Below are 18,883 nucleotides of genomic sequence, written 5' to 3' on the forward strand. Positions count from 1 at the left end.
CGATATTGAGAGGGACATGAACATGTTCGATGCCCAAAGCCAGGCGACGGAACGCCCAGCGACATGTCCGGTCCACGCTGGACCTGATCATCCCAAGATCAAACCGGCGCGTGTCGGTATCCTTTTGGCTAATCTGGGGACGCCGGATGGGACCGATTACTGGTCCATGCGTCGCTATCTGAATGAGTTTTTGTCCGACAAGCGCGTCATCGACTATTCCGTCTGGATCTGGCAGCCGCTCTTGCAGCTTGTGATCCTGTCGAAACGGCCGTTTTCATCGGGTGCCGCCTATAAGTCGATCTGGAATGAAGAGGCGGATGAAAGCCCGCTGATGACGATCACCAAGGCACAGACCGCCGCGATCAAGGCGCAGATGGTTGAGCGGTACGGTGACGATGTGCGCGTCGATTTCTGCATGCGCTATGGCAATCCATCGACCAAATCGAAGGTGCGCGAGATGGTTGAGGCGGGGTGCCAGAAGATCCTCTTTTTCCCGTTGTATCCGCATTATGCGGGGGCCACATCAGCCACCGCCAATGACCAGTTCTTTCGCGCGTTGATGGAAGAGAAATGGCAGCCGATTTCCCGGATCGTTGAGCCTTACTATGATGAACCTGCCTATATTGAGGCCTTGGCGCAGTCGATCGAGCGTGCGTATGCCGAGGCCGAGATGAAGCCGGAGAAGTTGGTGTGTTCCTATCACGGCGTGCCGGAGCGGTATCTGCGCGAGGGTGACCCCTATCATTGCCAGTGCCAGAAAACGACGCGCCTGTTGAAAGAGCGGTTGGGGTGGGATGACACACAGATCGTGACGACCTTCCAGTCCCGCTTTGGGCCGGAGGAGTGGCTGAAGCCCTACACGGTTGATGAAGTCGCGCGGTTGGCGGAGGAGGACGGCGTCAAGAACATTGCCGTCTGCGCCCCGGCCTTTTCAGCTGACTGCATCGAGACGCTGGAAGAGATCAACGAAGAGATCAAAGAGAGTTTCGAAGAGGCGGGCGGTGATCAATTCACTTATATCCCGTGTCTGAATGATGATGCCGCCCACATCGATGCGTTGTGTGGCGTGATCGATCGGAACCTGAAAGGGTGGCTAGCCTAAACCGTCTTTGACCTGTGCCAGCACGCCATCCGCCGCGCGGGCCAGCAGGCTTGTGTCGATGCCACAGGCGACGAAGGTGAAATCTTCTTTCAGGAGGTCTGTCGCGAAATCAGGGTCGAGGACCAGCGTGCCGACGGGGATGCCTATGGTCCGCAGCCGCTTGGCCGCCGGTTTGATCAGGGCCCAGACATCGGGATGCATGGGTTGCCCGACCAGCCCCAGATCAGCGGCAATGTCGGCGGGGCCGAAGAAGATGCCGCTGACACCGTCGACCGATGCGATGTCTTCGGCTTTGGCAATGGCTGCCGCGGATTCGAGTTGCAGGATCACAGTCGTTTCGTCATCCACCCGGTCCAAATAGTCCGTGATGCGCCCAAATTTGCTGGCGCGGGTTGCCCCTGCCACGCCCCGGATGCCTTTGGGGGGATAGCGGGTGGCGGCGACCGCCTTTTGCGCCTCTTCCACGGTTTGGATCATCGGGAACAGCAGACCCTGCACGCCGAGGTCCATCAGTCTTTTGACGATGACCGGGTCGTTCCATTCGGGCCGCACGATGGCGGTCGTTGGCGACGCGGAGAAGACCTGAAGCTGGGACAGGACACTCGCGTAGTCGTTAACGGTGTGTTCCATGTCGATCACCGCCCAGTCGAAACCGGCATGGGCCATGACCTCGGCCGAGACGTTATTGCACAGGCTGATCCAGACGCCGATTTGCGGGGTGTCGGCGGCGATTGCACGGGCGAAGGGGTTTTCAGCGAGGTTCATATCACGGCCTTTTCTGCGATGGGTTGCTGCGCCCTGATCCGCGCGTAGCCGAAGGGTGACAGGTCAAGGCTGCGGTAGTCCCCGTGGGTCAGCAATTCGGCAATGCCGCGCCCCATGGCGGGGGATTGCTGCAGGCCGTGGCCCGAGAACCCGTTCAGGAAGTGGAAGTTGGTGACCTGATCATGCGGCCCGATGATCGCATTGTGGTCGAAGGTATTGTAAGCATAGTGCCCGGCCCATTCCGACTGCACCTTGATCGCCTCGAATTGCGGGATACGGGTGGCGAGGACGGGCCAGATGTGATCCTGCCAGATATCGTGGTCCATCACGAAGTCGTCGTAGGCAACGGCGGGATCGATGTCGGAATGCCCACCAGCCTGATAGGTGCCGCCGCCGTTTTCGCGGACGTGGACGCCAGAGGGGTCGATCGTGAGGGGCAGATCTCGGTCCAGCGGTTTTTCGGCGGTGAAGACCCATGAGTAGCGTTTGCGCGGTTCAACGGGAATGTCGATCCCGGCCATGCGGCTGGTCTCGACCGCGCGGGGGCCGGAGGCGTTGATGACGTGCCCGCAGCCGATCTGTTCGCCGGATTTGAGGGTGACACTTTCGACGCGGGTGCCGGTGGCGTTCAGCGTCATCCCGACGACTTCGTTTTCGATGTATTCGATTCCACGCTCGCGCGCCTGCCTGCGCCACCAATCGAAGACGGCGGCGCCGTCCCAATAGCCTTCGTCTACGCGGTTGATGGAGCCGAGTAGGATGTCATCGACATTGTAGAAGGGGTAAGCCGCTTTGATCTGTTCTGGGGTCATGAGTTGCGTGGCGGCGCCTGCGGCGTGCTGGACTTTGACGTTTTCGCGCAGGATATCGGCGAAGCCTTCGGTATTCGCCAGATACATGTAGCCGAAGGAGCGGATTTTAAGGTCGGGGATGCGGTCATCCCCGCCCATGTATTCGCGCAGGTTCTTCACGAAATCCGCGGCGAATTGCGAGATGCGGACGTTCAGTTCTTCGGAAAACTGCTGCCGCATGCAGCTGTTCGTGTGCGTTGTCGAGGCGAACTGGTACGTCGGGTCGCGCTCAATGACCAGGATGCGCCCGTTGAAATCGTTGTCTGTCAGGAACCACGCGGCGGACGAGCCCATGATCGCCCCGCCGACAATGATGATATCGTATGTGTGATGCCGGGGCGCTTGGGTCATGGGGTCAGATCATAGCGTTTGCGGATGCGGTCAACCAAGGTCCCGTCACGCAATGGTACGTCCACGACTCGGTCGTGGTCTTTGAAGCCGAGACCGGTGTAGTACTTGAGGCCGGGAACATTGTCGGCGCGGATTTTGGCGTCGATCGTTTGGACCCCTGCAGCAATGGCGACCTCTTTCGTTTTGGCGAAGATGTGTTGCCCGACACCTTTGCCTGCGGCCTCGTTCGCGACGAAGCTGGCGATGAAGGCCCAGCCTTTGGGCACATCGCCTTGCGAAGGGTCCGGCCATTCGAGGGACTGAAACCCGAGGACCTGTCCGTCGATTTCAGCGACGTGACAACAGACCAGATATTCAGGTGTGATGTAGTGAGAGACCATGCGTGCCTCGTCGAACAGGCGTTGATGCGCTGTCGTGTCACCTGCCGCGATGATCGGGTTCAGCACGGCGACCATATCAGCGGCGTCATCGGGGTTGGCTCGGCGGATGATCATAGGGCCTCCATCAGGTGGTTGTGCCGTGCGGTGAACGCATCGCGGACCTCAATCGGGGGGCGGAGGGTGATCGTGAGGTTTTGAGCCAGTGCCGGATCTTGTTTGCCAAAGAACTTGTCGGCCTCGGCTTTGGTGAAACCGGCGATCTGGATGGCCTCGAGCCATGCTGACAGTTTGTCCGCCTTCTTGATCTGCCGTTTGATGTTTTGCGGGATTTGCGCGGGCAGGCCAAAGCGCAAATGGATGGCGGCGGTCAGCCTGTCGTCAAGTTCGCCGTAGCCCGACCCAACAGCGGCCTTCACGGGGCTGATCATGTCGCCGATGACATATTCGGGCGCATCGTGGAGGAGCGCGGCGAGTTGCCATTTGATAGGCGCGTTCGGGTTCTGCTGGGTGAAAATATCTGTCACCAGCAGCGAATGTTCCGCAACCGAGTAGGCAAAGTCACCCTTCGTCTGCCCGTTCCACCGGGCGACGAAGGCGAGGCCATGCGCGATGTCGGCGATTTCGATGTCGACAGGCGTCGGGTCCAGCAGGTCCAACCGCCGTCCTGACAGCATTCTTTGCCATGCCCGTGGTTGCTTTGACATCCGATCACTTATCCCACCAATCCGACCTCTTGGGTAATCCAATTCACCGCATTGTCGCAAGACAAGTGCGATGCTAAAGGGGCCGCAACTGGAACAGGAGAATGACATGTCGCTGGACTACGTCGTGAAGGACATCGCGCTGGCCGAATTCGGGCGCAAGGAACTGGATATCGCCGAAACCGAAATGCCCGGCCTGATGGCGCTGCGCGAGGAATATGGTGAGAGCAAGCCGCTGGCGGGTGCGCGCATCGTCGGGTCACTGCACATGACGATCCAGACGGCGGTTCTGATCGAAACGCTGGTTGAGCTTGGCGCCGATGTGCGCTGGGCATCGTGCAATATCTTTTCCACCCAGGACCATGCGGCGGCGGCGATCGCCAAGGGTGGTACACCCGTTTTCGCAGTGAAAGGGCAAACGCTGGAAGAACATTGGGACTACCTTGATAAGTCCTTCATGTTCCCCGACGGTCCCAACATGATCCTCGACGATGGCGGCGATGCGACGCTGTACGTGCTGTTGGGTGCGCGGATGGAAGCGGGTGAGGATGTGCTGGCAGTCCCGACCTCGGAAGAGGAAGAGGTGATCAAGACCCAGATCAAGAAACGGATGGCGGAAAGCCCCGGTTGGTTCACCAAGACGCGCGATGCAATCAAGGGTGTGTCCGAGGAAACGACGACCGGTGTGCATCGTCTGTATGATCTGCACAAGAAGGGCCAGCTGCCGTTCCCGGCGATTAACGTGAACGACTCGGTCACCAAGTCAAAGTTCGACAACAAGTATGGGTGTAAGGAGTCGCTGGTCGACGGCATCCGCCGTGCAACCGACACGATGATGGCGGGCAAGGTCGCTGTCGTGATGGGTTATGGTGATGTGGGCAAAGGCTCTGCCGCGTCTTTGGCTGGCGCCGGTGCCCGGGTAAAAGTGACCGAGGTTGACCCGATCTGTGCGCTGCAAGCGGCGATGGACGGGTTTGAAGTTGTCGTTCTGGAAGATGTCGTTGACTCGGCCGATGTCTTTATCACCACAACCGGCAACAAGGACGTGATCCGCATCGAGCATATGCGCGAGATGAAGGATATGGCGATCGTCGGCAACATCGGTCACTTTGATAATGAAATTCAGGTGGCTGCGCTGAAGAACCACAAATGGACCAACATCAAGGAACAGGTGGATATGATCGAGATGCCTTCGGGCAATCGTCTGATCCTGCTGTCCGAGGGGCGTCTGCTGAACCTTGGCAATGCAACGGGTCACCCTTCGTTTGTGATGTCGGCATCGTTCACCAATCAGGTGCTGGCGCAGATCGAGTTGTGGAAGAATGGTGAGAATTACAAGAACGAGGTCTATATCCTGCCGAAGCATCTGGATGAAAAGGTGGCCCGCCTGCATCTGGGTCGTATCGGCGTGAAGCTGACCGAGCTAAAGAAAGAGCAGGCGGATTATATCGGCGTCACCGTCGAAGGACCGTTCAAGCCAGAGCATTACCGGTACTAAATCTTCATGCGGCATGCCAAGCGTCAAGAGATTGCGCAGGACGCCGCAAAGAAGAAAGCCGCGAAAAAGAAATCCGGTGGCCACCCGCTATATCGCGCGGTGGCCACGTTGGTTTTTGCGGCAGCGTTGGGATATGGCGGTTATCAGGCGCTGATGCACCCGGACACGCCGCTTCCCGCGGCGTGGAACCCGACACAACCCCTTCAGATCAGTGATCCGGTGACTCCGTTGACGGGGTGGAAGCTGAACCGGGCGGTGGCCACTATCGATCAATGCACCGCGACGCTTGCCGGTCACGCAAGCTGGCGGGCGATGAGCGATCTGGAGAATACAGATCAATGCCACATCCGTGGTCGGATCGATTTGCGATCGGTCGGGCAGGCAGACCTGACGGATGTCGAAACGCGCTGCGCGCTCGCCCTGCGAATGGCGATGTGGGAGCGCCACAGTCTGCAACCGGCCGCGCAGGAAATCCTGGGCACACAGGTCAGTGGTATCGATCATTTCGGCAGCTATTCGTGCCGCCGCATGCGGACATCCGCAGGCACGAGCAACCGGTGGAGCACCCATGCGACCGCCGATGCCATCGACATTGCGGGTTTTCGCTTTGCCGATGGACGCAGCGCGCGCTTGTTGCGGGACTGGGACAGCGGCGGGCAGATGGCAGACTTTCTGCGCGCGGCCAAAAACGGCGCCTGCGGTTGGTTCAACCTGACCCTTTCGCCGGACTACAACGCCCTGCATGCGGATCATTTTCATCTGCAATCCACCGGCTGGGGGTTGTGCCGTTAGATCGGCGGGGTCTGGCGAAACATCGCCGCTTTGGGGCTTTTTTCTTTACCTGGAAGGAACGGTCCCTTTAACGTGCGGGCACCGCGGCCCTGGCGCTGCGCGCAATAATGCATGAACACACATGACTGGGGACATTTCCAATGGGTAAAAGAGACGATTTGATCGCGAAGTATGCGGATGACCTGAAGAACAAATGCGGCATGACGCCGGATATGGATCTGCTGACAAAAGTGACCATCGGGTGTGGTCCGGCCATCTACAACGCGGATGCATCGACTGTGGCGGCAAGCCAACCTGCGGAAATCGAAACCGTCAAAAAGAATTTTTTGATGAAAAAGCTGGGCCTGTCGGATGGGCCGGAACTGGACAAGGCGATCGACTCGGCCCTGACGACTTATGGCCAGTCGGAGCGGAACAAATATCGCGCCGTGGTCTATTACATGCTGACCAAGCATTTCGGGAAAGAAGCCGTTTACGGCTGACCCGATCCGCATTCCGACAGGCGCCCGCGAGATGGTATCGCGGGCGTTTTGCGTTTTAGAACAGCATCAGCACCATGCCGATCGCCCCAGCGGCCAGAATGGCATAACCGCTGTCGATCACGGCGAGCTTCCAAGGGCGTACGGAATAACCGGTATTGATGAAAATCCATGGAGCGATGAAGAACGCGCCGACGCCAAGGCCGGACATCAGCCCTTTGCCAACAGTGTCGATTCCCGACAGCGCGAATGTGTGCCGCATCATACCGGCCACCAGCAGGATCATGACGAACGACACGATATAAGGTGTCGGATCGCTGGCATTGAGCGGCTTGCCATCCTCGTCCACGGGAATGCTGGATGCCTCCATCCATGGTTTTGATAGTGCGCCATAATAGACGGCACCGATGATGAACCCCGCGAATGCAGCAACGACAACGGACAGATAACCCATCATGTCCCTCCCCTTCTTGATAAGGGAATTATGGCCCAGCGATGAAGTTCAGGCCAGCCCTAGGGCTGCGTCTCGCCCATTTCGCAGACGATCTTCCATTCGTCGGCGGTGACCGGTTGCACAGATAGGCGGGAATTGTTGACGAGAACCATGTCCTTCAAACGCGGTTCCGCCTTTATGTCTTTCATCGTGACCGGCTTCGCAAAGGGCCGCACCGCGCGGATATCGACGCATTCCCAACGTTCGTCATCGGTGGTGCTGTCGGGATGCGCCTCGGCGCAGATTTCGACGATGCCCACGATCTCGAGCCCGGTGCGGGAATGGTAAAAGAACCCCAGATCGCCCTTTTTCATGTCCCGCATGTTGTTGCGAGCCTGGTAGTTTCGGACGCCGTCCCATTCTTCGCCCGCATCACCCTTGGCGACTTGCGCATCCCAGCCCCAGACATCGGGTTCGGATTTGAACAACCAATATACCATCAGCCGATCACCTTTTTCCAAGCCTGCAGTTTGACATCTTCGAATAGGCCAGCTTTGGCATAGGGGTCGTTGTCGGCCCATTGCTGCGCGGCGGCCATATCGACGACGTCAAGCACGATCAGCGACCCGCACATTTGCCCGTCCGCATCCAGAAACGGCCCGGCCATTTCGACCACGCCGGTGTCCGCGATGTAGGCCAGATGCGCATCCCGGTTGTCCAACCGGGTTTGCAACGCATCGGGTTTGTCTTTGGTGATCACGGCAATCCGCATTCATTCCTCCCTCAGCGGGCGTGACAGAAGCGCGTTCAGGGCGCTGGCCACGTCCGTCTTGTCTTCGATCAGGTCGGCGACCACCGTGCAGATCGGCAGGTCGATGTCCATCTCTTTCGCCAGTTGTCGGACGGCGCGGGCGGTGGCAGCCCCTTCGACGGTTGTGCCTTTGTCAAAGGCTTCGCCAGCACCAAGTGCGAGGCCATAGCGGTAGTTGCGTGATTGTTTGGATGTGCAGGTTAGCACCAGATCACCAAAGCCGGACAGGCCAGCGAGCGTTTCTGGTGCGGCGCCCAGTTCCTGCGCGAGCCGCTGCATTTCGGGGAAGCCACGGGTGATCAGGGCAGCGCGGGCCGAGTCGCCCAGACCGGCCCCGATCGCCACGCCCGAGGCGATGGCCATGACGTTTTTCAAGGCACCGCCAAGTTCCGCGCCTATCGTGTCGGTCGACCGGTAGAGCCTTAGCGCTGTCGTCGAAAGGGCCGTTTGCAGGATCGCACCCATCGCGTCATCGGCGCAGGCAAGCGTCAGCGCTGTTGGCAGACCGCGCGCGATATCGGCGGCGAAACTCGGGCCCGTCAGAACCGCCGCAATGGCGTCGGGTACCAGCGCGTTTATCGTGCTGGCCGGGCCCGTCATCCGTTCGAGGTCGATCCCCTTGCAGCAGGCGACAAGTTGTTTGCCTCCCAAGTGATCGCGGTGGGTGGTCAGGAAATCGCGGACAGTCTGGGATGGGATGGCGAGCAGGAGGATGTCGTTTGTGAACAAGTCGGTGGTTTCGGCTGTAAAGGCCATCCGGTCGGGCAGCGTGACATCGGGCAGTTTGGGGTTGGTGCGTGTCTCGGTCATCTGCCGCACAGCGTCCGCGTTGCGCGCCCAGAGCGTGATGGGGTTGCCGTCCATGGCCAAAGCCACGCCAAGTGCTGTCCCGAACGCGCCGCCACCTGCGATTCCGATTTTCATGCCTTTGCCCCTTTTTTCCCTGACCCCAGCATCGGAGCCGCCCGGTCGTCAAGCGGCCAGCGCGGGCGGGCCGAGAGTGTCAGGTCGTCAATCTGTCCGTTACGTAGCCGTTCCATCCCGGCATAGGCGATCATCGCGGCGTTGTCGGTGCATAGCGCAAGTGGCGGTGCGACGAAGGCGGTGTAATGGTCCCTGCAAAGGTTTTGCAGGCTGTCCCGGATCGCGCCGTTCGCGGCGACCCCGCCTGCGACGGCGAAGCTGGGGGTTTCGGGGGTGTTATCGAGGTAGAGCGCCAGCGCGCGCCTGGTTTTTTCGGTCAGGATATCGACGATGGCGGCCTGGAAACCGGCGGCGAGATCGCGTTGGTCCTGCAGATGCAGATTGCCGTCGGTGATCGCGCTGTCGCGCGCCCGCAGGATCGCTGTTTTCAACCCGGAAAAGGACATGTCGCAGCCCGGCTGGTTCAACAGCGGGCGGGGGAGCGGGAACCGGTCCGGGTCGCCTTCGGTTGCTGCCTTTTCGATGGCGGGGCCGCCTGGCTGCAGCAGGCCCAGCAGCCGGGCGGTTTTGTCGAATGCCTCGCCCGGGGCGTCGTCGATCGTGCCGCCGATGCGTTGGAAATCATCGAAATCGTTGACGATCAGGAACTGGCAATGCCCGCCCGAGACGAGCAGCATGAGATAGGGAAAGGTGATCTGATCGGTCAGTCTTGGGGTCAGCGCGTGCCCGGCAAGGTGGTTGACCCCGATCAGCGGCAGGCCGGTTGCTGCGGCAAGTCCCTTGGCGCACATGACACCCGAGAGAACGCCGCCGATCAGGCCGGGCCCTGCGGTCACGGCGATCCCGTCAAGCTGGCCTAGCGAAATGCCAGCGGTCTGCAGCGCGCCTTCGACGCAATGATCCAGCTTTTCCGCATGCGCCCGTGCCGCGAGTTCGGGGACAACGCCGCCGAAATCCTTGTGCAGATCGATTTGGCCCACCACGACCGATGACAGGATGTCGTTGCCGCGCACCACTGCGGCAGCGGTGTCGTCACAGCTGCTCTCGATGCCCAATATAGTGAGTGTCGGCGTCATCCTGCGGTTCCGGTTGCGTCTTTGCCCATCGCAGGTAACATCGCCGAACCCCGCAAACAATGGCATCGCAATGACCCCGACCGTTCTGATCACACGGCCCGAAGCGCAAGGGCATGCCTTTGCCGCCAAGTTGCGGGCGGCCTGGGATGGGGCGATGGATGTCGTTGTGTCGCCGTTGTTGCGGATCGCGCCGATCGCCGCCGATCTGCCGCCGTGCGATGCGGTGATTCTGACCTCCGCGAATGGGGTGGCGCAGGCGGTGCGGTTGGGTTTGGCCGCTGGCACGACCGCCTATTGCGTCGGGCCGACGACGGCGGATGCCGCACGTGACGCGGGTTTCTTACCGGTCGTCGGGCCGGGCGATGCAGCAGGAACGGTGGCCATGGTGTGCGAAAAACGGCCCTCTGGTCGTTTGATCCATATCCGTGGCGAACATGCGCGCGGTGATATCGCCAAGGCGCTGACGCGCGCTGGTTTGACCTGCGCCGATGTGGTGGCCTACCGGCAGGAACCTGTCGCCCTGAACGCCGCAGCGTGCGCTGCGGTCGCAGGTGATGCCCCGATCATCGCGCCAGTTTTTTCGCCGCGGACAGCCAAGCTGTTGGCCGAGGCGGTGCCGTTTCGCGCCCCTTTGCATGTCGTCGCGATCAGTGAGGCCGCCGTGCCCGATCTGGCTGCAGCGGACGTCATCATCGCCCCGCGCCCGGATGGCGGCGGGATGTTGGATGCAACCATCATCCGCCTCAATGCGTTATCAAACGATGTGGTTTGACCCATTGCTTGAGGGTGCGGTACAGGCGAGATAATGTACCCTATCACCTGTCATTCAGCAGGTGGGGGCGCTGAAAGGGTGAAAGACGTGGCAAAACAGCCTGCCAAGGGGCGCAAGACGCCTCAAAAGCCGACAAACACGGCTGCAAACGCCAAATCCACAGACGAATCGCTAGTGACGGAATTGCGGATCGACGCGATCCCGCCCGAGGTGCATGCGGTTTCGGCGCCGTTGGCGTTGGAAAAGCCGGTCAAGCCTGCGCCGGAGCCAGAAAAAGTAGCGACAGCCGAAGAACAAAAACCAGCCCCGAAGCGTGCCGAAACGCCCAAAAGCCAACCGCAGCCGGCCCGACGTGGTGGGTTCTTTCCATTGCTGCTTGGCGGTTTATTGGCCGGTGCGATCGGCCTTGCTGTCGGGGTACTGAACCCGAACGGGACGGATGGTGCATTGTCCGAACAGGTCGCGGCGCAAGGTGAAAGCATCGCCACGCTTGAAAGCCAGGTCGCCGATATGCCGACCGTCGATATCAGCGGGATCGAAACGGCGCAAAATTATTTCGCAACCGAAATTGCGGGTTTTGGCGATCGCCTGAGCGAGCTTGATGAGCGGCTCGCGGCACTGGAGAACCTGCCTGTGGGCGATGGCACCATGTCCGAACGTGCGATTTCCGCGTTCGAGGCTGAGCTGGACGCGCTGCGGGCGGAACTGGCCACGATGTCGGATAGTGCCGCGACGCAGCTGGCCGAAGCTCGGGCCGAAGCAGAATCGATCGAAGAAAACGCCGAAGCCGCGGCACGGGCCGCCGCCGGACGGGCCGCGCTTGCCCGCATCCGCACGTCTTTGAATGATGGCGCGCCGCTTGGGGCCGCTTTGGGTGATCTGGAGGATGCGATCGCGGCACCAGCGCCCAATGCCCTCTTGAATGCGCAAGGCGGTGTGCCGACGCTTGCCGCCCTGCAGGAAAGTTTCCCGGAGGTCGCAACAGCAGCCCTTGCCGCAGCCCGCAGTGCAGGTGTTTCCGGCGAAGAAACAGGCGGTGCCGGGGCGTTTTTCCGCAACCAGTTCAATGTCCGTTCGACCACACCGCAAGAAGGCGCGACGACCGATGCGATCCTGTCACGCGCCGAAGCGGCGGTGAAGGCTGGCCGTCTGTCCGATGCATTGGCCGAGATCGCGGCTTTGCCCGAAGAGGCCCGGGTTGAAATGTCGGATTGGCTGGCCCAGGCCGAAACCCGTGCAGCGGCCATCGATGCGGTCGAAGTCCTGTCCACCTCTTTGAACGATAGCTGAAGGCGCAACATATGCTTTGGTCCTTGATAAAAATTATCCTGTTCGTTGCCGCCGTCACCGCGCTGACATTCGGTGCGACGATGCTGCTGGATGTCGAGGGGGGTGCCAACATCGAAGTGGCCGGGATTGCCTTTGAGCTAAGTCCGCTGCAACTGGTCTTTGCCTTTGTCGCCTTGGTGGTTCTGGTGTGGCTGGGGCTGAAAGTGCTGGCCCTGCTTGCCGCGACCTTCCGGTTTTTGAACGGCGACGAGACTGCGATTTCGCGTTATTTCGACCGCAATCGGGAACGGAAAGGGTATGAGGCGCTGTCCGAAGGGATGATGGCCCTTGCTTCGGGTGAGGGTCACCTTGCGATGACCAAGGCGGCGCGTGCGGAAAAGTACCTGCAGCAGCCGCGTTTGACGAACCTGCTCACGGCGCAGGCGGCAGAGTTGACGGGCGATAAGCGTAAAGCGGAAGAGACCTATAAGCAGCTGTTGACCGACGAAAAGACCCGCTTTGTCGGTGTGCGTGGGATCATGAAGCAGAAGCTGGCGGATGGAGATACCGACACGGCGATGGCCCTTGCCAAAAAGGCGTTTGCGCTGAAGCCCAAGCATGAAGAGACGCAGGATGTCCTGCTGAAACTGCAGGCGGAAAAGGCCGATTGGGGCGGTGCGCGCGAGACGTTGAATGCCAAGCTGAAGGCCGGTTATCTGCCGCGTGACGTGCACAAGCGGCGTGATGCGGTGCTGGCTTTGTCTGAGGCGAAAGATGTAGTCGATGGCGACAAAGGTATCGACGCCAAGGAGGCCGCGATCGAGGCGAACAGGCTGTCGCCCGATCTGATCCCCGCCGCCGTGATGGCGGCCCGTGGTTATATCGAAGACGGCAATGCCCGGTATGCTGCCCGCGTTCTGACGAAGGCATGGAGTGTGCAGCCACATCCTGATCTTGCCGCCGCCTTTGCGGATATCGTGCCGGAGGAGGATGCGCAGGCCCGTTTGAAGCGGTTCAAGGCGCTGGTCAAGACGGCTCCGGATCATGCGGAAACCAAGATGTTGCTTGCGGAATTATACATTGCCGCGGAGGATTTCCCCGAAGCCAAGCGGGCCTTGGGTGATCTGGTCGAGACCGATCCGACGGCGCGCAACCTGACGCTGATGGCTGCGATCGAGCGCGGTGAGGGGGCGGATGACTCGGTCGTGCGTGGCTGGCTGACCCGCGCATTGATAGCGCCGCGCGGCCCGCAATGGATTTGTGACAACTGCCAGCATATTCACGCGCAATGGGCGGCGACCTGCGATAATTGCAAATCATTCGATACACTTAGCTGGCGGACGCCGCCTGCAACCGAGGTGTCGATGCCTGCGGGGACGGAGATGCTGCCGCTAATTGTGGGGCAGAAGAAAGAGGCAGAGGATTTGCCTGCCGTCGTGGATGTGGTCGAAGCCGAAGTGGTGGAAGACACACCGGAAAAATAGGGCTTTTCCGTTTGCGGGCTTGGTGCTAACAGACACGCCGAAATGCCTCAATAGCTCAGCTGGTAGAGCAGGTCCTTCGTAAGGACAAGGTCGGGGGTTCGAGTCCCTCTTGAGGCACCACTTCCTCCCGCAAAATTCTGATTTTATTGAAATTTTCCGTATAGGACGATACTGGTCCACCCTTTAGTCCACCCCATTTTGTGCGAAACAGTACGTTACTATGTTCTGCCTTGGCAGGTGAGACGCTGGCATCTAGGGTTGTACGGCCTGGGCTCATTTGAACCCTAGGGCATCGCGATGCTCTTCAATCATGGAGAGATCGTGATGCGGATACTATCAAAACGTCAGGTGAGTGATTTGGTTCTTTATTCCCCTCAACACATTGCCCGTCTGGAGAAGGTTGGGACGTTCCCCAAGCGGATACAACTTGGCCCAAACCGGGTGGGGTGGCTTGAAGCGGAAGTCTTGGACTGGATCGAAAGCCGCCTGAACAACCGATAGACCCAACCGACGCTCCACAAGAGCGTTTGGTGGTCGGGCGTGCACAGCCCGACCACCGTTTACCACATCCTAGCGGCAATGGCTCGCTCTTCCGGGCCACAGGCATTGGCGTATATCGCGGTCGTCTCAATATCAGCGTGGCCCATCCATTTCTGCAGCAGATTGAGCGGGACGTCTGATTGCAGCGCGTGAATGCCAAATCCGTGGCGCAGGCCTTTGGGTGAAGCGTGTACTCCGATAATGCCCGCTTCACGCATCAACCGCTTGATCCAGCGATACCCGGTGCTGCGATTGAGGGTTTGCTTCTGGTGCTTCCAAAGCAGTTGATCTGCTTCGGCATCCCTTGCTTGGGCTTGCAAGACTGCGGCCAGTTCGGGTGGGATCGGGATTTCTCGGAAGTGATCTGTCCGGCGGCGTTTGAGGGTTTGAATGGTCAAGACCTCGGTTTCAAATTGGATGCAGCTTGTGGTCAGTGACAGCGCCTCAGAAATGCGGCAGCCGGTATAGAGTAGGGTCAGACCAAAGCTCTCCTGTGCTAATGTTGCGCGGCGGGCGGCATTGATAAATCGCGTGCGTTCAGCGGCGTTGAGATACAACCGCCGGGCTGCTTGATCATACAGCCGCATCTGGCGCGGCGCTGGCTCTGAAGATGACATGTGTGTGGAAGCGTTGGGATTGGTCAAAGCACTCCGTTTTGAGTGTGCACCACTATTCCCAATTTTGGTGCACGCGAGCTGATTAGCAAATAAAACCAACAACTTGCCTGCAGTACTAAGCAGCTTAGGCGCGGGAACTCGATCACGCAATCCCAAAATACTCAGCGTTCCCAATACTGTACAAAATTGGGAATAGTGGTGCAAATTCACCGATCTGAATGCCGCTGCGTTCCCACCAAATGAGTGTGAAGGTATTGGGTATGAAGACGGTGCAAAGACAGATCAAAACGACATGCCTGGCTCTGGCGAGCAGCAGTGTTTTAGCAGCTTGCATGGGTGGCGGCGGCGGTGGAAGCGACACCTCGAACCCGACCAGCGCTGAGATTGTGCGCACCGGCGATTTGGAAGCAGCCAGCGTGTCGTTTGAGAACGGTATGGCTGTCCCTACCCGTATGACCGTCGATGGCGTATCCTCGCCCGTCCTGCAGGCGGTGGCCAACTCAAACATCTATAGCGATGGCACCAACGTGTTTCGGGTCGCGTCGGGTAGTGATGGTGTCAGCTACGCGATCGTCGGGATGAGTTTCACCGGTGAACACCTTGGCTCGTATCTCAGCGGTGCGACCGCTGCTCCCACGACCGGCAGCGTCAATCACACGGGCTCATACAACGCCGAACTCAATGGCCCTTTTACCTCGCAATTCTATTCGGTGACGGGTGATGCCCGTGTCACTGCCAACTTCAGCACCGGGACGGCGGTAGTGGCGATCACCAACCGCGAAACGGACTTCGATGTCTCAGGGTACGACAATGCCCAGCTGGAAGAGAGTTTAGCGTTTTTGGGTACGGTTGATGCCGATGGGGTGATCCGGGGCACGCAAACCGGCGGCGACAGCGTTGGCGCGACCGTGGGGTTGGTGTTCCAAGATGGTGCGGTGGGGACGGTGACCATGGAGCATCGCGGTGCTGCCACCGGCAATCGCGCGGTCTTTGAGAACGGTGTCTTCGCTGCCGACTGACCCAACACTTCAACCTATCGCTTTTCACCAGACCAACATGAGGGTTTCCATGAACATCAAGATATGTGCCACTGCACTAACCGCTTTACTGATCACCGGCTGCGCCGAAACCACCCTGACCGACCAGCGCCTCGCCTCCGAAGCCGCTGGCGTCCTGGGGGTTAGCCCAGCTAGTCTGACGGTGACAGAAAGGCGGTCAGAGTTTGGCAGCGGAACCTATTACAGCGTGCGTGCCAGCAACGGACGGCGGTATAACTGTGTCATCACTGGCGGAGGGCCGCTGGCTTTTGGGCTGACCAATCCGCCGGATTGCGCTCCGAATGGGCAGCCGATCCGGCAGCGTCGGCCATTTTAAGTGTGTGTTTTACATTTAAATACGCCCTCGGTTGTGATAACATCTAAGTGGGCAAGAACGTGAGATATATTGACGCTTGATCTGTCAGTCCTTACGTTTAGAGCACCTTAAGAAAGCGAAGACATGACAGACCGGCCCTGCCAGCGTTATCAGTCTTTGCTGCCGACCACCGACGAAAACGTCCTTGGCCGACAGCGCCATTTTACAGCTTGTGGCTTAAGCCTTAAGCCAATCTACCGCCGTGGCCAGCAACGCATAACCTACGGTCATGTGCAGATGGGTCCATTGCTCAGGGTGATGAGCAGCGGTGTGGTAGATTTCCGTCGCATGAATGCACCAGAGGGTGAAATTATGCGGTTGGAAACCGGATTGGATTTTGGCACACAGCCGCGCGAGGTAACAAAGAATCAGAGGCATTGTTTAAACTCCTGTGCTTCTGAAAAAGGAGGGCGATGCGGGTTGAGCCGTCAAACTTATTCCCGCACCGTCCCTCCGGTTAGATCAAGGCATCATTGCCTTGACCGCCATTTCGCCGAGATACCTCGGCGAAAATAAACGAAACCCGCGTCCGAAAGGTCGCGGGTTTTTTCAATATACCATAGACACGCCGAAGACGTCGGCGCTTGACGCTTGTAGCGTTCGGATGCGGCTACGTTGGTGGGTTTGTCCATGACAAATACCTCATCGTGGGTGAGCTTGGATAAAGAGCGAATTTTTTCAATTTCGTGAACATTGTTCTTGTCCCCTTGCGGATCGTTGCCGCATACTACACATCGTCGGCATTATGGCACCGAGATAACAATACGCAACTTTTTTGATTGACATATCCACGACTTTATGACGCAAAAATTGCGAGCGGTACGTAAAAAGTGAGGAACTTGTGAGGGGTCGTAAACGAACAGAGGCCCGGTCTGTGGAGCCGGGGGATCGGCTTAATCCACAGGTGCTCAGACAACTAATATTCGAGGTGGTCGAAGCGAAATTCGGTGGCAACTATGATGTGGCGGCTGAACAGATCAAGCCGGTAGATAGGTTGCGGACAAAAACAAATCCTTTTACCAAAGACGCGTTGTACAACATCGTAGACGACAGAACAGCACTGAAATACTCACACCTTGAAGCCATCGCAAGTCACTACGAGGTGCCAACATTCTTGCTACTCTTATTTTCGCGATTGCGCAGTGAACAAGAAAAAGCAAACGACCTGCCGCTTGCCCTCATCACCGAGGTTCAACACCTCCTGTCGTTCTTGAAGATACTACCCCAAGAGATTGATCGAGGCACGTTCGAAGCCGAAGACTTGGAGCGGTGGGCAAAACGATACAACGAGATGCGCCTAGACTTGGACAGCTGAGCCAATAGACCGGAAACTTATCATCGGCCTTTTCCTGTTGCCGCGCAGTCTTACGTCTCTGTTCATCACCGAATCCCCTTGCGTCGCGACGGGTGGTGGGCGGGATAGACGGCCTTTGGCCTCTATCTCGGGCAGTGCTGCAAGCGATAAGCCACTGATAAACAAAGATTCTTTGGGCTAGACAGATCGGTACGAAATCCGTCACCATTTCAGGTAGAGTATTTGGTGTGTTGCTGTGTCTCAGGTTGTTATCCTTTCAATCACTCCGGTGATTGTCTCTGCCCTTAGCGTGATCTTTGCGTATCGATACCTGACCGTGAAGCAGGTGGCGGTGATGGTCGGCGTTACCGAAAAATCCGCTTCGGAGATACTGCTGCGGCTGGAACGACATCACCTGTTGGGTAGTTTCGGCAATACCGGGATCAGGGGGTTCGGGAAGACACCCAAGGTCTACTTCCTTACCCGCACGGGCTATCGACACCTAGTTGAGCAGCGGTCGGCGGACGGCCTTGAGACAGCACCATTCAAGCAAGAGAAGACGAACAGCCGGTGGTCGCCGGTGATGTATCATCGGCTGGCCACGCTGGATGTCTTGGCAGCAGTGGAGCGGGATTGCGCGGCACTCTCGGAGTATCGCTTGGTTGACACCTTGTTTGAGTATCGGCGCGAAAAGGTCGGGTCGCGCTGGCGGCGCGAAACCACCGACTATGTGACCGACACCAAGATTGCAGAGAACCGGATTGTACCCGATGCAGGCTTTTCGTTGGAGCATGTGGCTAGTGGCAAACGCGCTCTGTTCATGATTGAGGTGGATCGGGGCACCACCCCGCTAACCAGTGATCAAGATGAAGCTGACGTGAAGCCGATCGTGGCCAAACTGGCGCAGTATGATCGATACTTGGCTTCGGGCCGCGTAACAGAGCGATTTGCACATCTGGGCCACTTCACGGGCTTTCATGTCCTGATGGTCACCACCAGCGACCAGCGGGTCGCGAATATGCGCAGTGCTTCCGCTACCCTGCCTGCCGCCTTTCACCACCTATACCGCTTTTCCACCCTCGACACTGTGTGCCGCAATGTCCTGCATGATGGCTGGTTATCGAGGGATCATGCAGACCAAACCACCTATCGATTGATCAAAGGGAGTTAGAGATGAAGGTAACGATTAACCACGTGCAGAAGTCAGTTTGAGGTGCCCCTAGATTTGTAGACGCTTTGCCCCCTAACTTTGAGGCGAGGAGGCCGACATGGGGACAAGCAATTACAGCGACGATTTCAAGCGGGATGCGGTGCATCAGATCACGGTGCGG

At 58.7% G+C, this 18,883-nt stretch carries 23 protein-coding genes and 1 tRNA gene; 13 read left to right on the plus strand and 11 right to left on the minus strand.

Going from position 1 to position 18,883, the window contains the following annotated elements; translation table 11 throughout:
- The first annotated feature begins 16 nt into the window (after positions 1-16).
- Positions 17-1,102, plus strand: a complete 1,086-nt coding sequence (hemH, locus tag V8J85_RS15565; RefSeq protein ID WP_339954678.1) for a ferrochelatase — start codon at positions 17-19, stop codon at positions 1,100-1,102.
- On the opposite strand, the gene V8J85_RS15570 is transcribed toward hemH, so the two are convergent.
- Genes V8J85_RS15570 through V8J85_RS15585 form a run of 4 tightly spaced genes read right to left on the minus strand, consistent with a single transcriptional unit; the run spans position 1,094 to position 4,123 of the window.
- Entirely contained in the window at positions 1,094-1,867 is a 774-nt protein-coding gene (locus tag V8J85_RS15570) for an HpcH/HpaI aldolase family protein (protein WP_339954679.1), read from the minus strand. The genes hemH and V8J85_RS15570 overlap by 9 nt on opposite strands.
- Positions 1,864-3,069 (minus strand): NAD(P)/FAD-dependent oxidoreductase, encoded by a 1,206-nt coding sequence (locus V8J85_RS15575; protein ID WP_339954680.1) that lies wholly within the window; start codon positions 3,067-3,069, stop codon positions 1,864-1,866. The genes V8J85_RS15570 and V8J85_RS15575 overlap by 4 nt, the downstream gene beginning before the upstream one ends.
- Entirely contained in the window at positions 3,066-3,563 is a 498-nt protein-coding gene (locus V8J85_RS15580) for a GNAT family N-acetyltransferase (protein ID WP_339954681.1), read from the minus strand. Before V8J85_RS15580 ends, V8J85_RS15575 begins: the two co-directional genes overlap by 4 nt.
- Entirely contained in the window at positions 3,560-4,123 is a 564-nt protein-coding gene (locus V8J85_RS15585) for an HD family hydrolase (protein ID WP_339954682.1), read from the minus strand. The genes V8J85_RS15580 and V8J85_RS15585 overlap by 4 nt, the downstream gene beginning before the upstream one ends.
- Positions 4,124-4,259: 136 nt before the next feature.
- On the opposite strand from V8J85_RS15585, the gene ahcY reads away from it, so the two are divergent.
- From ahcY to V8J85_RS15600, 3 genes are all read left to right on the plus strand, one after another.
- The gene (gene ahcY / locus V8J85_RS15590) at positions 4,260-5,648 is read left to right on the plus strand and encodes an adenosylhomocysteinase (protein WP_339954683.1); all 1,389 of its coding nucleotides are present in this window, start codon (positions 4,260-4,262) and stop codon (positions 5,646-5,648) included.
- A 6-nt stretch (positions 5,649-5,654) separates the two neighbouring features.
- A complete protein-coding gene (locus V8J85_RS15595; protein ID WP_339954684.1) occupies positions 5,655-6,440 on the plus strand; it encodes an extensin-like domain-containing protein in 786 nt (261 codons plus the stop codon).
- A gap of 140 nt (positions 6,441-6,580) precedes the next feature.
- Positions 6,581-6,922 carry a DUF2853 family protein gene (locus tag V8J85_RS15600; RefSeq protein ID WP_339954685.1) on the plus strand — a complete coding sequence of 114 codons (342 nt, stop codon included), beginning with the start codon at positions 6,581-6,583 and terminating at the stop codon, positions 6,920-6,922.
- A gap of 55 nt (positions 6,923-6,977) precedes the next feature.
- On the opposite strand, the gene V8J85_RS15605 is transcribed toward V8J85_RS15600, so the two are convergent.
- The 5 genes from V8J85_RS15605 to tsaD are packed head-to-tail and all read right to left on the minus strand — an operon-like array spanning position 6,978 to position 10,163.
- The gene (locus V8J85_RS15605; RefSeq protein WP_445285911.1) at positions 6,978-7,376 is read right to left on the minus strand and encodes a DUF1761 domain-containing protein; all 399 of its coding nucleotides are present in this window, start codon (positions 7,374-7,376) and stop codon (positions 6,978-6,980) included.
- Positions 7,377-7,432: 56 nt separating this feature from the next.
- Entirely contained in the window at positions 7,433-7,852 is a 420-nt protein-coding gene (locus V8J85_RS15610; protein WP_339954686.1) for an EVE domain-containing protein, read from the minus strand.
- Positions 7,852-8,124, minus strand: a complete 273-nt coding sequence (locus tag V8J85_RS15615; RefSeq protein WP_339954687.1) for a YciI family protein — start codon at positions 8,122-8,124, stop codon at positions 7,852-7,854. Before V8J85_RS15615 ends, V8J85_RS15610 begins: the two co-directional genes overlap by 1 nt.
- A complete protein-coding gene (locus V8J85_RS15620; protein WP_339954688.1) occupies positions 8,125-9,087 on the minus strand; it encodes an NAD(P)H-dependent glycerol-3-phosphate dehydrogenase in 963 nt (320 codons plus the stop codon).
- A complete protein-coding gene (gene tsaD, locus V8J85_RS15625; RefSeq protein ID WP_339954689.1) occupies positions 9,084-10,163 on the minus strand; it encodes a tRNA (adenosine(37)-N6)-threonylcarbamoyltransferase complex transferase subunit TsaD in 1,080 nt (359 codons plus the stop codon). The genes V8J85_RS15620 and tsaD overlap by 4 nt, the downstream gene beginning before the upstream one ends.
- A gap of 70 nt (positions 10,164-10,233) precedes the next feature.
- Between tsaD and V8J85_RS15630 the strand changes: the two genes are divergently transcribed.
- The 5 genes from V8J85_RS15630 to V8J85_RS15650 all read left to right on the plus strand — a co-directional run bounded on the left by V8J85_RS15630 (position 10,234) and on the right by V8J85_RS15650 (position 14,189).
- On the plus strand, positions 10,234-10,935 hold the full coding sequence (locus tag V8J85_RS15630; protein WP_339954690.1) for a uroporphyrinogen-III synthase: 702 nt from the start codon (positions 10,234-10,236) through the stop codon (positions 10,933-10,935).
- An 87-nt stretch (positions 10,936-11,022) separates the two neighbouring features.
- The gene (locus V8J85_RS15635) at positions 11,023-12,225 is read left to right on the plus strand and encodes a COG4223 family protein (protein ID WP_339954691.1); all 1,203 of its coding nucleotides are present in this window, start codon (positions 11,023-11,025) and stop codon (positions 12,223-12,225) included.
- 11 nt (positions 12,226-12,236) lie between these two features.
- On the plus strand, positions 12,237-13,688 hold the full coding sequence (locus V8J85_RS15640; RefSeq protein ID WP_339954692.1) for a heme biosynthesis protein HemY: 1,452 nt from the start codon (positions 12,237-12,239) through the stop codon (positions 13,686-13,688).
- A gap of 44 nt (positions 13,689-13,732) precedes the next feature.
- Positions 13,733-13,808, plus strand: a tRNA-Thr gene (locus tag V8J85_RS15645).
- 204 nt (positions 13,809-14,012) lie between these two features.
- The gene (locus tag V8J85_RS15650) at positions 14,013-14,189 is read left to right on the plus strand and encodes a helix-turn-helix transcriptional regulator (protein WP_339954693.1); all 177 of its coding nucleotides are present in this window, start codon (positions 14,013-14,015) and stop codon (positions 14,187-14,189) included.
- 59 nt (positions 14,190-14,248) lie between these two features.
- Here V8J85_RS15650 and V8J85_RS15655 read toward each other — a convergent pair whose 3' ends face one another.
- Positions 14,249-14,872, minus strand: a complete 624-nt coding sequence (locus V8J85_RS15655) for a tyrosine-type recombinase/integrase (protein WP_339954694.1) — start codon at positions 14,870-14,872, stop codon at positions 14,249-14,251.
- A gap of 233 nt (positions 14,873-15,105) precedes the next feature.
- On the opposite strand from V8J85_RS15655, the gene V8J85_RS15660 reads away from it, so the two are divergent.
- Positions 15,106-15,864, plus strand: coding sequence for a hypothetical protein (locus V8J85_RS15660; protein WP_339954695.1), 759 nt, complete (start codon positions 15,106-15,108; stop codon positions 15,862-15,864).
- A 49-nt stretch (positions 15,865-15,913) separates the two neighbouring features.
- On the plus strand, positions 15,914-16,219 hold the full coding sequence (locus tag V8J85_RS15665; protein ID WP_339954696.1) for a hypothetical protein: 306 nt from the start codon (positions 15,914-15,916) through the stop codon (positions 16,217-16,219).
- A 216-nt stretch (positions 16,220-16,435) separates the two neighbouring features.
- Here V8J85_RS15665 and V8J85_RS15670 read toward each other — a convergent pair whose 3' ends face one another.
- Complete coding sequence (locus tag V8J85_RS15670; protein WP_339954697.1) at positions 16,436-16,636, minus strand: hypothetical protein; 201 nt, start codon at positions 16,634-16,636, stop codon at positions 16,436-16,438.
- A gap of 496 nt (positions 16,637-17,132) precedes the next feature.
- On the opposite strand from V8J85_RS15670, the gene V8J85_RS15675 reads away from it, so the two are divergent.
- Entirely contained in the window at positions 17,133-17,573 is a 441-nt protein-coding gene (locus V8J85_RS15675; protein ID WP_339954698.1) for a hypothetical protein, read from the plus strand.
- A gap of 289 nt (positions 17,574-17,862) precedes the next feature.
- A complete protein-coding gene (locus V8J85_RS15680; protein ID WP_339954699.1) occupies positions 17,863-18,723 on the plus strand; it encodes a replication-relaxation family protein in 861 nt (286 codons plus the stop codon).
- The last annotated feature ends 160 nt before the right edge of the window (positions 18,724-18,883 follow it).

The organism is Yoonia sp. 2307UL14-13 (genome assembly GCF_037572755.1).
Lineage (GTDB): Bacteria > Pseudomonadota > Alphaproteobacteria > Rhodobacterales > Rhodobacteraceae > Yoonia.